Annotated in this window: 15 protein-coding genes; 9 read left to right on the top strand and 6 right to left on the bottom strand. The window is 55.0% G+C overall.

Annotated elements, in window-relative coordinates:
• Window positions 1-3 precede the first annotated feature (3 nt).
• Window positions 4-2,106: a bifunctional tRNA (5-methylaminomethyl-2-thiouridine)(34)-methyltransferase MnmD/FAD-dependent 5-carboxymethylaminomethyl-2-thiouridine(34) oxidoreductase MnmC gene (mnmC, locus tag B3P58_RS07365; RefSeq protein ID WP_286716694.1), complete on the bottom strand. Its 2,103-nt coding sequence runs from the start codon at window positions 2,104-2,106 to the stop codon at window positions 4-6.
• A 91-nt stretch (window positions 2,107-2,197) separates the two neighbouring features.
• Between mnmC and B3P58_RS07360 the strand changes: the two genes are divergently transcribed.
• Complete coding sequence (locus B3P58_RS07360; protein WP_230330852.1) at window positions 2,198-3,079, top strand: AEC family transporter; 882 nt, start codon at window positions 2,198-2,200, stop codon at window positions 3,077-3,079.
• Between the two features lie 7 nt (window positions 3,080-3,086).
• On the opposite strand, the gene B3P58_RS07355 is transcribed toward B3P58_RS07360, so the two are convergent.
• Window positions 3,087-3,695 (bottom strand): peptidylprolyl isomerase, encoded by a 609-nt coding sequence (locus tag B3P58_RS07355; protein WP_286716693.1) that lies wholly within the window; start codon window positions 3,693-3,695, stop codon window positions 3,087-3,089.
• Window positions 3,696-3,767: 72 nt separating this feature from the next.
• On the opposite strand from B3P58_RS07355, the gene B3P58_RS07350 reads away from it, so the two are divergent.
• Window positions 3,768-4,058 carry a SelT/SelW/SelH family protein gene (locus B3P58_RS07350; protein ID WP_286716691.1) on the top strand — a complete coding sequence of 97 codons (291 nt, stop codon included), beginning with the start codon at window positions 3,768-3,770 and terminating at the stop codon, window positions 4,056-4,058.
• Window positions 4,059-4,131: 73 nt separating this feature from the next.
• On the opposite strand, the gene B3P58_RS07345 is transcribed toward B3P58_RS07350, so the two are convergent.
• Genes B3P58_RS07345 through B3P58_RS07335 form a run of 3 tightly spaced genes read right to left on the bottom strand, consistent with a single transcriptional unit; the run spans window position 4,132 to window position 5,725 of the window.
• Complete coding sequence (locus B3P58_RS07345) at window positions 4,132-4,794, bottom strand: TIGR04211 family SH3 domain-containing protein (RefSeq protein ID WP_186436000.1); 663 nt, start codon at window positions 4,792-4,794, stop codon at window positions 4,132-4,134.
• A 26-nt stretch (window positions 4,795-4,820) separates the two neighbouring features.
• The gene (locus B3P58_RS07340; RefSeq protein WP_145470192.1) at window positions 4,821-5,120 is read right to left on the bottom strand and encodes a YciI family protein; all 300 of its coding nucleotides are present in this window, start codon (window positions 5,118-5,120) and stop codon (window positions 4,821-4,823) included.
• A 2-nt stretch (window positions 5,121-5,122) separates the two neighbouring features.
• Window positions 5,123-5,725 (bottom strand): septation protein A, encoded by a 603-nt coding sequence (locus B3P58_RS07335; protein ID WP_145470193.1) that lies wholly within the window; start codon window positions 5,723-5,725, stop codon window positions 5,123-5,125.
• A 65-nt stretch (window positions 5,726-5,790) separates the two neighbouring features.
• On the opposite strand from B3P58_RS07335, the gene B3P58_RS07330 reads away from it, so the two are divergent.
• The 7 genes from B3P58_RS07330 to rluB all read left to right on the top strand — a co-directional run bounded on the left by B3P58_RS07330 (window position 5,791) and on the right by rluB (window position 12,570).
• Window positions 5,791-6,627, top strand: a complete 837-nt coding sequence (locus tag B3P58_RS07330) for a PHP domain-containing protein (protein ID WP_286716689.1) — start codon at window positions 5,791-5,793, stop codon at window positions 6,625-6,627.
• A 61-nt stretch (window positions 6,628-6,688) separates the two neighbouring features.
• Window positions 6,689-7,309 (top strand): L-threonylcarbamoyladenylate synthase, encoded by a 621-nt coding sequence (locus tag B3P58_RS07325; RefSeq protein WP_230330850.1) that lies wholly within the window; start codon window positions 6,689-6,691, stop codon window positions 7,307-7,309.
• 108 nt (window positions 7,310-7,417) lie between these two features.
• Window positions 7,418-8,434, top strand: a complete 1,017-nt coding sequence (gene trpS, locus B3P58_RS07320) for a tryptophan--tRNA ligase (protein ID WP_230330849.1) — start codon at window positions 7,418-7,420, stop codon at window positions 8,432-8,434.
• A 34-nt stretch (window positions 8,435-8,468) separates the two neighbouring features.
• The gene (locus B3P58_RS07315) at window positions 8,469-9,683 is read left to right on the top strand and encodes a tryptophan--tRNA ligase (protein ID WP_286716687.1); all 1,215 of its coding nucleotides are present in this window, start codon (window positions 8,469-8,471) and stop codon (window positions 9,681-9,683) included.
• Complete coding sequence (locus B3P58_RS07310; protein ID WP_408033931.1) at window positions 9,680-10,615, top strand: segregation and condensation protein A; 936 nt, start codon at window positions 9,680-9,682, stop codon at window positions 10,613-10,615. The genes B3P58_RS07315 and B3P58_RS07310 overlap by 4 nt, the downstream gene beginning before the upstream one ends.
• Window positions 10,612-11,697, top strand: a complete 1,086-nt coding sequence (gene scpB / locus B3P58_RS20720; RefSeq protein WP_328296350.1) for an SMC-Scp complex subunit ScpB — start codon at window positions 10,612-10,614, stop codon at window positions 11,695-11,697. Before B3P58_RS07310 ends, scpB begins: the two co-directional genes overlap by 4 nt.
• Window positions 11,698-11,700: 3 nt before the next feature.
• On the top strand, window positions 11,701-12,570 hold the full coding sequence (gene rluB, locus B3P58_RS07300) for a 23S rRNA pseudouridine(2605) synthase RluB (RefSeq protein ID WP_186436001.1): 870 nt from the start codon (window positions 11,701-11,703) through the stop codon (window positions 12,568-12,570).
• 72 nt (window positions 12,571-12,642) lie between these two features.
• Here rluB and B3P58_RS07295 read toward each other — a convergent pair whose 3' ends face one another.
• Window positions 12,643-13,599 carry a GGDEF domain-containing protein gene (locus B3P58_RS07295; protein WP_145470207.1) on the bottom strand — a complete coding sequence of 319 codons (957 nt, stop codon included), beginning with the start codon at window positions 13,597-13,599 and terminating at the stop codon, window positions 12,643-12,645.
• Between the last annotated feature and the right edge of the window lie 197 nt (window positions 13,600-13,796).

Here is a 13,796-nt window from a genome sequence, read left to right as displayed (position 1 = left end):
GGCTCAGCCCTGAGCCAGTTCCGGCGGCAATTTGCGCCGCACCATATCCCGCAGTAAAAACCGTCCCGGCCATAAGGCTTCGGCCACATCCAGTGCCACAGGCAGCGGAGCCCCCAGCATCTGTTGTACCAGCAGCTCGGCACAGAGCGGAGCCGAAGCCAGCCCACGTGAACCATGACCGATATTCAGCCATAGCCCCGGATACTGCGGTGCTGCTTTGGCCGGAATGCGTTTGGCGTTACGCACCAGCCCGCTGAAGCGATGCACAAACCCGCGGCTCTCTGGCACCGCTCCGACCATGGGCAAATAATCGGGAGTGGTGCAGCGGAAGCCAACCCGGCCGCCGAGAATCAGCTTCATTCCCTGCTGCTTATTCAGATCCTGCCATTGCGGGCCGAAATCCGGCAGGTGATCAAGGTTGGTCTGATGGTCACTGTCACGCAGCTGAGTGTCATCATCCCGCAGGTTATAGGTTGCTCCCAGACACAGCCGGCCATTACGTGCTGGTGCCATATAGCTGCGGCCGCAGAGTACGGTATTCAGTGCAGGAGTCTGTGCTGGGTTTAAATAACTGAGCTGGCCGCGGATGCGCTTCAGTGGCAGATACGCCTCAGGCAGAAGGTTTGTGGCCGCATTGGCGCAGGCCAGTACCAGTTGGCTGCTTTGCAGGATGGTGCCGTCGCTGCACTGAATCTGCCAGCCCTGTGGGATTTTTTGCAGCGCGCTGACCTGACGTTGTCTGAAGCGGATATTCGTGTGTTGCAGCAGAATCCGGCATAAATCTGCCGGGCTGACCCAGCCTGCCTGTGGGAAAAACAGACCGCCGCTCTGTTGCGGGGCTCCGGCAATTTTTCCCGCCTGGGTCTGGTCCAGCGGCTGTACCAGAGCCTCGGGCAGGCTGCGGGTCTGGCTGAATTTCAGCTGGCGCTGGGCCTCTTTATCATCGTAAGCCAGCTGCAGCACGCCACATTGTGACCAGTAGGGGTTATCCGCGTCAGCGGCGCCTAAATAGCGGCGCATATAGGGCAGAGCATACTGAAAGGCGGCCAGATAAAAATCGGTATGAATGGCGTTGTCGCCGGCCGCGAGTTTTACATAGAGTCCGCCCTGAGGGTTGCCGGAGGCCTGCTGGGCAATGCCTGCCGCATCAATCACCTGTACCTTCAGACCACGCTCGGCCAGGGCTCTGGCGGTGGTGGCTCCGGCCAGTCCGGCGCCGATAACCACAACCTCTGCGTCATCGGCTTGTGTGTTCTGTTGCAGCAACCAGGGTTTGTGCAGAAAGCAGGGCGCCAGCTCCGGCCCCTGGCGGCGGTTAAAGCTGCCGGCCAGCATCTCGCGTTTACGGCCATAGCCGGGCACCCGTTTCACGTTAAAGCCTGCACCCAGCAGGCCACGGCGGACAATGCCTGCCGAGGTGAAGGTGGCGACCGTGGCGGGCTGTTCTCCCTGATATTGATCTGGCTGGCGCTGGCTTAAGCGGCGCATACCGCTGAATAATTCTTCTGACCACATTTGTGGATTTTTTGAGGGGGCAAAGCCATCCAGATACCAGGCATGCACCGGGCCGCTTAATTGCGGCAGAGCTTCTTCAACATCGGCAAAAATCAGCGTCAGGGATATACGTTCTTCCGGCCAGACCAGACGATGGAAACCGGCAACCGGCAACGGATACTGGGCAAACAGCTGGGCGCTCAGTTCACTGAGTTGCGGCCACAATGCCAGTGCCTGTTGCAGTTGGCTGAGCGTCAGCGGGAATTTTTCAATGCTGGTGAAATGCAGCCAGGCGCTGTCGTGTTTGTTGCTCTGGCGCCAGCTTTCCCAGGTCATCAGGAAATTCAGTCCGGTGCCGAATCCGGTTTCGACAATGCTGAAATCGCCCTGCCAGCCAGACCAGCGCTGTGGCAAACCGTTGTGCTGTAAAAAAACATAGCGGCTTTCTTCCAGACCGTTATCCACGGAAAAATACGGATCATCAAATTCACGGGAAACCGGCAGGCCGTCGTCATTCCACAGCAGGTCGGGTGCAGAGGGGGCCTGATTGTTGCTGGGAGTGTCAGGCGCCGGCTGATGGTTGGCCGGCTGGTCGGAAGAGATGGAAGACACAGATATTCTCAGAATGGGTGAGTATAAACGCCGCTATTTTACCGTCAGTACACTGCAGACAAAAAGCACAGCGCTCACGTATTATCCGCCCATGATAACCGAAATTTTCGCCATTATGGCGCCTGTGCTGGCCTGTGCCGCCATCGGCTTTTTCTGGGCGCGCCAGGGCTATGCGTTTGATCCGGAATTTATTTCCCGCCTGGTGCTGAATGTTGCAGCGCCCTGTCTGATGCTGTCGGTACTGGGCTCTGTTGAAATCGATATTGTGGCTTTTCAGCGCACCGCGCTGGCCTGTGTGCTGGTGGCCGCGTTGATGGCGGCTCTGGGCATCCTGGTTACGCGCCTTCTGGGTGATGATGTACGCGCTTATCTGCCATCTTTTGTCTTTCCTAATGTCGGTAATATGGGGTTGCCGGTATGCCTGCTGGCATTCGGGCAGGAGGGACTGGCACTGGCGCTGGCATTTTTTATGGTGCTGTCTGTTGCGCATTTTCCGGCCGGGATTTTGCTGGCAGGCGGACGTCAGGCCGGTGGTCTTGCCGGGCTGGCTAAAATGCCAATTTTATATGCCATTGTGATTGCATTGCTGTTGTTATGGGCGGATTGGACGTTACCGGCTGCGGTGCAGAATTCGGTGCGTTTAATCGGTGGTATGACGATTCCGTTAATGCTGATTACCCTGGGCGTTTCGTTGCAGCGTTTGCAGGTCCGGCAGTGGCGTCAGGCCCTGCTTTACAGCCTGTTACGGATATTTGGTGGTCTGGCAGTGGGGTTGCTGGTAGTGAGTATGCTGGATCTTTCCGGAACGGAAAAAGGTGTTGTGCTGTTGCAGGCATCCATGCCGGTTGCGGTGTTCAATTATTTATTTGCGGAGCGCTATCAGCGTGCTCCGGAAGCGGTGGCCGGAATGGTGGTGATGTCGACACTGCTCTCATTCATCACGATTCCGGCACTGCTCTGGTGGCTGCTTTAATCAGGCCTTACTGAGCTTCTGCCGCTTCCGCTTTATTGTCGTCGCTGATCACGCTGACCGATTCAATCAGGATGCTCTCGCGCGGAATATCGCGGGCGCCGGTTGGGCTGGTGGCGATGTTGTCGACCACATCCATGCCTTTCACGACTTTACCGAACACGGCATAACCGAAATCCCGCGCACCGTGATCGAGGAAACTGTTGTCTTTTACGTTGATAAAAAACTGGCTGGTGGCACTGTCGATAACGCTGGTACGTGCCATGGCGATACTGCCGCGGGTATTTTTCAGGCCGTTTTCTGCTTCATTTTTAATCGGTGGCAGTGTGGCTTTCTGGCGCATATCGGCACTGAAACCGCCACCCTGGATCATAAAGTCACGGATCACGCGGTGAAAAATGGTGCCGTCGTAGTGCTTGCTTTCAACATAGGTTAAAAAATTATCAACGCTGAGCGGTGCTTTGCTGCGGTCCAGTTCCAGCTCGATATCGCCGGCGCTGGTTTTCATCAGAACATGAACATTATCGGCGCTTTCTTCGGCCTGCAGACTCAGAGGTGCGAGCAGCACCGACAGGCTCAGGGCAGCACTTTGCAGGGTTGTTTTTATCAGACGTTGCATTAATGATCTCCGCAAGAAAAGTATCCGGTTTAGTACCGGAATTCGTTAAATGGTTCATATAGGGTCAGGCTTGTGGCTAAAGCTAAAGTAAGAATTGTATTTTGTGAAGGCTGTAAATGGGCTTTGCGTTCTGGCTGGTATGCGCAGGAACTGTTTTCGACCTTTCACGGCAAGCTTGCAGCCATCGAACTGGTGGTTGGCGACTCCGGGCAATTTCAGGTCTGGGCAAATGATCAGTGCCTGTGGGACCGTAAAGAGCAGGGCGGTTTCCCGGAAATTGCCGAATTGAAGCGCCTGCTGCGCGACTGCATTGCCCCGGAGGCGTCGCTGGGGCATTGCGATCTGGATAGTGTTGGAGATTAAACGCCCAGACAGCAATAAAACGGAAAACAATAAAAAAGGGAGCAAAGTGCTCCCTCTTTTATGACGGTGATTTTTATGACCAGCCGCTGCTGCGTTTGCCACGGATAGACGGCAGAATCAGACCAGCCAGAATACCGATAATGACCAGACCACCGCCGTACAGAATAAAGGTCTGCTGACGGTTATCCTGCAGCTGGGCATTTTCCGCGGTCAGGGCTTCTACCTGAATTTCCAGCTCCTGATTGCGCATGGTCAGTTTTTTCGATTTTTCATCCAGTGCCAGGGCATTGGCTGAGATACTTTTAATGCGTTCCAGTTCTTTTTCCAGATCGCTGTTCTCACGGCCAAGGCCGGAACGGTCGCTTTTCAGCTTCTCAACTTCGCTCTGGAATTCAGCGCGCTGGGTTTTTGTGGTTTCCAGTTCAGCTTTTACTTTTTCCAGTTCACGGTTGGCCAGGATTAATTTTTCTTTGGCAATGGGTTCCATTTCCAGAAAACGGGTCAGTACGTAACCTTCAACCCCTTTGTCGGTCTGTACTTTGGTGTAACCGGTTTCTGCATCTTCTTCGATAAATATCAGATGTTCACCGCTTGGTAACGCTTTCAGAATGCGGAATTCCTGGCTGGGGCCGGAGCGCAGTTGCAGCCACAGAGTGTCGGTAACGTAGCGTTTTTCAACGGCAGCAGCCGTGGCAGCAGTGGCCAGCAGGGAGAGGGCAATCAGAAATTTTTTCACAGCATATACCTTTTTATTTTTTCCGTTCAGGGAAGGACTTTACGGAACGGTTTAACCGTTACCTGCTGGTAAACACCAGCGCTGACATAAGGATCGGCATCGGCCCAGGCCTGAGCATCTGCAAGAGACGCAAACTCGGCCACTACCAAGCTGCCAGTGAAGCCGGCACTGCCAGGATCTTCGCTGTCGATGGCGGGGTGCGGGCCAGCAATCAGCAGACGGCCGGCGGCGGTTAAATCCTGCAGGCGCTGCAGGTGAGCCGGGCGTACTGACAGGCGTTTTTCCAGACTGTCAGGCACATCCTGACTGATAATGGCGTACCACATGCTTACTGCTCCTCTTTATTCATGTAGCGGTATAAAAACAGCGACTGACCGATAATAAACAGGACGGTCAGCCCCAGCAAACCGAAGAGTTTGAAGTCAACCCAGATATCTTCAGAGAAGGTGTAGGCGACGTATAAATTGGCGATACCACTTAAGACAAAAAAAGCCACCCAGGCGTAATTCAGTCGCGCCCAGATATCGGCAGGCAGGGTAACGGCCTGTTCCATCATGCGCTGCAGCAGGGATTTTTTCATAAACCACTGACTGCCGAGGAAGGCTGCAGCAAACAGCCAGTTAACGATGGTCGGCTTCCACATAATAAAGGCCTGATCGCGCAGCAACAGGGTCGCACCGCCAAGAATGACGACTAAGGCGAGGGTGACCAGGTGCATATTTTCCACCTTACCGGTGGTGGCGCGGATATAAAGAACCTGCAGAATCGTGGCCGGAATTAAAACGGCGGTGGCCAGCAGCATCGGCATTTCATTAAACAGGGTGATGTATTCGTCAGACAGATAAGGCGCCAATTGCCCGGTCAGCTCGGGAGCCCACTTATAAACCAGAAAGAAAAGGACGATGGGCAGGTAGTCGAGAAGTAACTTCATTCGCTTAGTGGCTTCAGTGTCATTACAATGGGGCGATTATGGCGTAACCAGGAGTGAGCGTCCACGTGAACTCAGAAATCGATCTTCATTGCCACAGCACCGCTTCCGACGGCAAATTACCGGCGGCTGAACTGGTTGCGCGGGCGGCGGAGCGCGGCGTAAAAACCCTGGCGATCACCGATCACGATACCGCCGAAGGCTATCGTCAGGGGCAGGCTGCAGCGCAGGAACTGGGCGTGCGGCTGATTCCCGGTATTGAGCTGTCCTGTATCTGGGGCGGTGTCACGATTCATATTGTTGGCCTTAATTTTGATCCTGAGTCGGCGGCTATGCGTGCCGCTGAGCAGTCTCAGACCGAAGCGCGCAGCAGTCGTTCCCAGCTGATTGCCGAACGGGTCGGCAAACGTCTTAAACACGATATTAATCTGCAGGAAGTGCAGGCCTATGCCGGTGGAGAATCGGTGGGGCGTCCGCATTTTGCCCAGTATCTGATTGATAAAGGGCTGGTGCCGTCAATGGCCGTTGCCTTTAATAAATACCTCGGTGCCGGTAAACCCGGTGATGTCAAAGCCAGCTGGCCGGAAATGGCCACCGTGGTGCAGTGGATTATTGCGGCCGGTGGTATCCCGGTAATGGCCCACGCGCATCTTTATAATATGACCCGCACCAAGCTGCGTGCCTGTCTGGCCGACTTTGTCGAGGCCGGTGGTCGTGGTCTGGAAGTGGCATATGGTCAGATGGATAACAACCAGCGCGGTCAGATGGCGGTGTTGGCGCGTGAATTTGAGTTGCTGGGTTCCTGCGGCAGCGATTTCCATGGTCCGAACCGCTTCGGACTTGATCTGGGCGTGATGCCGGCCTTTCCGGCGGATGTTACCCCTGTATGGCAGAGCTGGGCCTGATCGGGCACAGCATAATTCCCTGACATAGCGAATGCCGTTGTGCGTGGGTTAAGGAGCTTTAGTGAGCCAATTTTTCCAGATTCACCCTGATAATCCTCAGGCGCGGCTGATCAAGCAGGCCGCAGAAATTATCCGTAGTGGCGGCCTGGCTGTGATTCCGACCGATTGTGCCTATGCGCTGGCCTGTCGTATCGGCGATAAAAAAACCACCGACCGGGTACAGCGTTTACGGCAATTGCCGCCGAAGCATAATTTCACCCTGCTGTGCCGCGACCTGTCCGAGTTGTCACTGTTTGCCAAGGTGGATAACACCAAATACCGCATGCTCAAGGCGCACACGCCCGGTGCTTTTACCTTTATTCTTGAGGCCACACGCGAAGTGCCGCGCCTTTTGATGCATCCGAAAAAGCGCACCATCGGCATCCGTGTACCCAATAACCCGATTGCCATGGCACTGCTGGAAGAAATGAACGAACCGCTGATGACCACCTCGCTGATTATGCCTGGCGACGAACTGCCGTTGTCTGATCCTTACGATATCCGTCAGTCGCTGGAACATGAGCTGGAGCTGGTGATTGATGGCGGTCACTGTGGCTTTGAAGCCACCACCGTGATCGATATGACCGATGAAATACCGGTCGTGCTGCGTCAGGGCGTCGGTGACGCCAGCGATTTTCTCTGACCTGCGCCTCTGACCCACTGCTATTCGTGTTTAAGGAGACTGAAACGCGCCGCTAAAACCGGTATGATGGCGCGTTTTCAGATTCAGAATTTCACCAAGCAGGGCAGTATGAGCAAGCAGCGTGTATTAACCGGTATTACAACCACAGGCACCCCGCATCTGGGTAACTATGTTGGCGCTATCCGTCCGGCCATTGCCGCCAGCCAGGATCAGGCTAACGATACGTTTTATTTCCTCGCCGATTATCATGCCCTGATCAAGTGTCAGGACCCGGCGGCTGTGCACCAGTCGACCATGGAAATTGCCGCCACCTGGCTGGCTCTGGGTCTGGATACCGATAATTCTGTGTTCTATCGCCAGTCCGATATCCGTGAAATTCCGGAACTGAGCTGGATTCTGAACTGTGTCTGCGCCAAAGGCCTGATGAACCGCGCCCATGCTTATAAAGCTGCAGTGGATGCCAATCTGGCCGAAAACGAAGACGCCGACAAAGCCATCACCATGGGTCTGTTCAGCTACCCGGTATTAATGGCCGCCGATATTCTGATGTTTAACGCCAACAAAGTACCGGTCGGTAAAGATCAGATTCAGCACGTTGAGATGGCGCGCGATATCGCCGGCCGTTTTAACCATATTTACTGCAAAAAAGAGCCGTTACTGAGTCTGCCGGATTATCAGGTTGATGATCAGGTGTCGGTACTGCAGGGGCTGGACGGCCGTAAAATGAGTAAGAGCTACGGCAACACCATTCCGCTGTTTTTAACCGAGAAACAGCTGCAGAAGCACATCAACAAAATCAAAACCAACCTGCTGGAACCGGGTGAGCCAAAAGATCCGGATTCCTCTACCGTATTCCAGATCTGGCAGGCATTTGCCACACCAGAGCAGACTGCTGAAATGCGTCAGGCATTTGCTGAAGGTATTGGCTGGGGCGATGCCAAGAAGCAACTGTTTGCCCTGATCAACGCTGAAATCGGCGAAGCGCGTGAACGCTACAACGATCTGCTGGCACGTCCGGCCGATATCGAAGCCGAACTGCAGAAAGGTGCTGCCAAAGCCCGTGCCATCAGCCAGCCGCTGCTGGAGCGGGTACGTGAAGCCGTTGGCATCTTTAAGCTGGCCTGATATCTGTGAACGACAGCACTGAGAGGCATTCCCTGTGAGCAGCGTCGATCCGCAGAGGCGGGTGGTATCGGGCATGCGCCCGACCGGTCAGTTACATCTTGGGCATTATCATGGTGTGCTGAAAAACTGGGTAAAACTGCAGCATGAGTTTGAGTGCTTCTTTTTTATTGCTGACTGGCATGCGCTGAGCACCGATTACGAAACCGCCGCCGGTATCCGCCGCTCAAGCCGTAATCTGCTGATCGACTGGCTGGCTGCCGGTGTGAATCCCGGTTCGGCCACCCTGTTCGTACAGAGTCAGGTGCCGGAGCTGGCGGAACTGCATCTGCTGTTGTCGATGATTACGCCAACGTCCTGGCTGGAACGGGTGCCCGGCTACAAAGACCAGCAGGAAAAGCTGCAGGACAAAAATCTCAGCACCTACGGTTTTCTCGGTTATCCGCTGCTGCAGAGTGCCGATATTCTGGCTTACCGCGCCGGTCTGGTGCCGGTCGGTGGTGATCAGGAAGCGCATATTGAAATCGCGCGTGAAATTGCCCGCCGCTTTAATCATCTTTATGGCCGTGAACCGGGCTTTGAAGCCAACGCTGTGGCTGCGGTGAAAAAGCTGGGTAAAAAAGCCTCCGCGCTGTATCAGCAGATGCGCAGCGCTTATATCAGCCATGGTGATGTTGAAGCCCTGCAAACGGCGCAGGCGCTGGTGAAAGAACAAAGCAATCTGACACTGGCCGATAAAGAGCGGCTGTTGGGTTACCTCGAAGGTATTGGTAAAAGCATTCTGGCCGAACCGCGGGCGCTGCTGACCAGTGAAGCGCGCATGCCGGGCCTTGATGGTCAGAAAATGTCCAAGTCGTACAGCAATATGATCCCGCTGCGGGCCGAGCCCGACGACGTGGCGAAAAAAATCCGTACCATGCAGACCGACCCAGCGCGCATCCGCCTGAGTGATGCCGGAGATCCGGAAAAATGTCCGGTATGGCATTTCCACACGGTGTATTCCGATGAGGCGACCTGCGAGCGGGTGCAAACCAACTGCCGCAGCGCAGCCTGGGGTTGTCTTGAATGCAAACAGCCGGTGACCGATGCCATTATTGCGGAACAGGCTCCGATCCGTGAGCGTGCACAGCAGTTTGAGGAAAACCCGGAACTGCTGGCGCGTATTCTGGCCGAAGGCAGCGAGCGTGCGCGGGATGCCGTACGCAGTACTATGAGCGATGTGCGTGAAGTAATGGGGCTGGGTTATCGATGAGCACACAGGACGTCACCGGACATTCCTCAGAACCGGCCGCAGATGTGACTGGCGCGCCGCTGCCCGACCTGGCGAAAGCCAGCATACGGGTAAAGACCGGCCAGCAGGAAATGCCGTTTGCTCTGGTGCAGGGGCAGCCGATGACCCAGCTGCCACTGGATCTGTATATTCCGCCGGATGCGCTGGAAGTCATCCTTGAGCAGTTCGAAGGGCCGCTGGATTTACTGCTGTATCTGATCCGCAAGCAGAACCTCGACATTCTCGAAGTGAATGTCTCTGAGATTGTTGACCAGTACATCGAATACATCGACATGATGCAGGCCATGCAGCTGGAGCTGGCGGGTGAATATCTGGTGATGGCGGCGATGCTGGCGGAAATTAAAAGCCGAGTGCTGTTGCCACGTAACCGCGAAGATGGCAGTGACGAGGAAGAAGACGATCCGCGGGCGGAACTGCTGCGCCGTTTGCAGGAATATGAACGCTTTAAAACGGCTGCAGAAAACCTTGACGAATTGCCACGGCTGGAACGCGATATCTTCCTGCCGGAAGTGGATGCGCCCGACCGCATTCAGGAGCGGGTGCATCCGGAAGTGGAAATGCGTGAACTGATGCTGGCCTTTGCCGCAGTATTGCGCCGGGCTGAGCGTTTTGAGCATCACGAAATTCAGCGTGAGCAGCTGTCCACCCGTGAGCGGATGAGCGATGTATTGGCACGGTTGCAGAGCGGGCACTTTATGTCGTTCCGCGCCTTGTTTGATCCGAGTGAAGGCAAGCTGGGTGTGGTAGTGACCTTTCTGGCGATTCTTGAGCTGGTGAAAGAATCCTTGATCGACATTGTGCAGCAGGATACTTTCGGCCCGATTCATTTACGTGCCCGGGAGCACAGCGCCGCAGGGGCGCCCTCGTATCAGCAGGACGGAGAGCCGCAATGACGCAACCGCCGTTAAAAAACATTCTCGAAGCAGCGCTGATGGCGGCTGGCGGCCCGTTATCGCTGGAGCGTATGCAAAGTCTGTTTGATGAAGACCGTATTCCGTTACCGTCTGAATTGAAAGCCGCATTGACTGAACTGAAGCAGGATCTGCTCGGGCGCGGTATTGAACTGGTCGAAGTGGCTTCAGGCTATCGTTTGCAGGTACGCACTGAAGTTGCGCCTTGGGTGGCACGTCTGTGGGATGAACGGCCACAGCGTTATTCGCGCGCATTGCTGGAAACCCTGGCGTTGATTGCCTATCGCCAGCCCATTACCCGTGGCGACATCGAAGATGTGCGTGGCGTGGTGGTCAGCTCCAGCATTATGAAAACCCTGCTGGAGCGTGAATGGGTGCGGGTTGTAGGCTATCGTGATGTGCCGGGGCGGCCGTCGATGTACGCCACCACGCGCGAGTTTCTTGATTACTTTGGTTTAAAAAGTCTCGAAGACCTGCCCAGTCTGGGCGAAATCCGCGAGCTGGATGACGCCAACCGTAAGCTGGAGCTGGGCGATGATGCCGAAGCACGCAAAGAACCGGCGAAAGATTTTGAATTCCGCAGTGACGAAGAAGTGGCCCAGCGCGGCGCTGATGTACTGGCTGCCACCGAAGAAGATCTGGCAAAAGCGGCTGACATTGTCGCACGGGTAGAAAGTAATCTGTTCGCACGGGATGACGACGACGGCGACGAAGCGGATAATGACGGCGAACCGAAGAAGCGCAGCATTGGCGATCTGCTGCAGCGGCTGGAACAGAAAGCCGTTGAAGAAGAGCAGGCGGCTGCAGAATCAGCAGCGGCAGAGTCTGACACCGAAGAGCCTGATTCCGGAGAGCCTGAGCAGGCTGCAGAAGAGAGCGTGGACGAAGATACTGGCGTGCGCGAAGCAACAGAACATACACAAACTGATGGCGAAAAGTACGGCGATGACGCTGACGCTATTGCCGTTCAACGGACTCAGGATGTTCCGAGTTTATTTAACCAAACCCCTGACACGATGCGGCCGGATGCCCCTGACGCAGCTGCGGATGAAGAAGATCGATAAATTATGAATGAACGTATCCAAAAATTGCTGGCACTGGCTGGTGTGGCTTCCCGTCGTGAAGTTGAACGCTGGATCGGTGAAGGCCGTGTCAGTGTTAACGGCGTAACCGCCAAGCTCGGTGACCGTGCAAGCCGCTACGACGATGTGCGTGTCGATGGCCGCCAGATCAAACTGGAAGACGCCGGTCGCTCGCGCCGTGTGCTGGCCTATAACAAGCCGGTGGGTGAAGTCTGTACTCTGAAAGACCCGGAAGGCCGGCCAACGGTGTTTGACCATCTGCCGAAAACCAAAGGCGAGCGCTGGGTAAATATCGGCCGTCTGGACATCAATACCAGTGGTCTGTTGCTGTTCACTACCGATGGTGAACTGGCCAACAAGCTGATGCATCCGTCTTCCGGTGTTGACCGTGAATATGCGGTGCGTGTGCGCGGTGACGTCGATGAAGCAATGATCGAACGCCTCAAAGAAGGGGTGATGCTGGATGACGGCATCGCGCGTTTTACCGACGTGAAATTCTTTGATGGTGAAGGCCAGAACAAGTGGTTCCATGTGGTACTGATGGAAGGTAAAAACCGCGAAGTCCGCCGTCTGTGGGAGAGCCAGGGCATTGCCGTGAGCCGCCTTAAGCGTGTGCGATATGGCTGTATCTTTATGCCGTCTAATGTACCGGTTGGTACCTGGGTTGAACTTGGGCAGCGTGAAGTGAACGACCTGGCGGATCTGGTTGGCATCGAACGTAAGCAGACCAAACGCATGGTTGGCCGTGAGAAAGAGCAGTTCCAGCGAGTGGCCAAACGCCAGAAAATCCGCCAGCAGGCGACCGCGCGTAAAACGTCAGCGCCGAAACCGCGCCAGAAGAAGAAAATCGACTGAGCCGCTGTATTCGCTGTATTGCTCAGCCATAAAAAAGCCGCTCATTGAGCGGCTTTTTTATGCTTTACGAATTTACAACAGGCTCTTTGATGCCGGTGTATCCAGCTCGTCATCGGTATCACATACCACCCGGTTACGACCGCTGTGTTTCGCCTGATACAGCGCTTTGTCGGCGCGTTGTACCAGCGAGTCCATGCTGTCTTCTATCATCAGCGTGGCACAGCCGATGCTGGTGGTGACCTGCAACCGTCCTTTATCGTTGCTGAAATCCAGAGCACTGATACTCATACGGATGCGTTCGGCAATGCGTAATGCACCGGCGTGTTCGGCATTGCTGAGCATGATCAGAAACTCTTCGCCGCCATAGCGGAAGCACATATCGGTCTGGCGGATACAACCGGTAATGCAGCCGACGGCTTCCTTCAGTACCTTGTCACCCATACTGTGACCGAATTCATCGTTGACCAGTTTAAAGTGGTCCAGATCCAGCATCAGGATTGAAAGTTGCTGGCCGTGGCGTTTGGTCAGCTCGATTTCCCGCTGCAGGGTTTTATCCAGTGCTACGCGGTTGCCGGCGCCGGTCAGCGGGTCGCGGAAAGCGGCGGCCAGAGCTTCGTGGTAGCGCAGCGCGTTACGCATCGGATAAACCAGTGTGGTCAGCAAACCTTCGAGATTGGCCAGTTCATGCTCACGAAAGCGGGTCGAACGGTGAAACACCAGATCGCCCATATAATCCTGCTGCGTCTGCAGCCGATAGCTGGCGCTGTGCACACTGTTGCGGCCATAGCTCAGCAGCAGGTTGTGGGCGTTATGGCTGAAGCTGATGCCGTCGACCAGTACCGCTTGCTGGATTTCCTCAAAGAAAATTTCCAGCAGTTGCGACAGTTCTAATGTTGTCTGCAGTTTGCCTGACAGCTTCAGCAGCACTTCCGGGCGTATATCGGGCTTCGGTGCCAGATCTCCGATACTGGAAACGATCTTGTCGTCCTGGAGTTCTGCCCGGCCGTTGCTGTGTAACGGACTGACCATGAGTTACCTCGTACAGGTAAATGATTCCTGATCAGTGGAAAGCTATTTCTGTGCCAGTATTTCAAGAGATTATTTTCCCTTAAAAAACAATGAATTAGGTTCGATCTCTGTGGGTGAGTGGCAGGATGTTGGCAATTTGACAAAAGGTCATACTGATTTTTTGCCAATAAAATGACTGCTTGATCAGAGAATAATGA

This window comes from Thalassolituus sp. UBA2009, from assembly GCF_002335285.1.
Taxonomy (GTDB): domain Bacteria; phylum Pseudomonadota; class Gammaproteobacteria; order Pseudomonadales; family Oceanobacteraceae; genus Venatoribacter; species Venatoribacter alkanivorans.
This window is presented reverse-complemented; position numbering and strand designations above follow the sequence as displayed.

Bases quoted from the DNA above. Each gene is read 5' to 3' on its own strand.
- B3P58_RS07355 (WP_286716693.1), bottom strand. From the start codon at position 3,695: ATGCAACGTCTGATAAAAACAACCCTGCAAAGTGCTGCCCTGAGCCTG.
- rluB (WP_186436001.1), top strand. From the start codon at position 11,701: ATGAATGAACGTATCCAAAAATTGCTGGCACTGGCTGGTGTGGCTTCC.
- B3P58_RS07340 (WP_145470192.1), bottom strand. From the start codon at position 5,120: ATGTGGTACGCCATTATCAGTCAGGATGTGCCTGACAGTCTGGAAAAA.
- scpB (WP_328296350.1), top strand. From the start codon at position 10,612: ATGACGCAACCGCCGTTAAAAAACATTCTCGAAGCAGCGCTGATGGCG.
- trpS (WP_230330849.1), top strand. From the start codon at position 7,418: ATGAGCAAGCAGCGTGTATTAACCGGTATTACAACCACAGGCACCCCG.
- B3P58_RS07360 (WP_230330852.1), top strand. From the start codon at position 2,198: ATGATAACCGAAATTTTCGCCATTATGGCGCCTGTGCTGGCCTGTGCC.
- B3P58_RS07295 (WP_145470207.1), bottom strand. From the start codon at position 13,599: ATGGTCAGTCCGTTACACAGCAACGGCCGGGCAGAACTCCAGGACGAC.
- B3P58_RS07335 (WP_145470193.1), bottom strand. From the start codon at position 5,725: ATGAAGTTACTTCTCGACTACCTGCCCATCGTCCTTTTCTTTCTGGTT.
- B3P58_RS07310 (WP_408033931.1), top strand. From the start codon at position 9,680: ATGAGCACACAGGACGTCACCGGACATTCCTCAGAACCGGCCGCAGAT.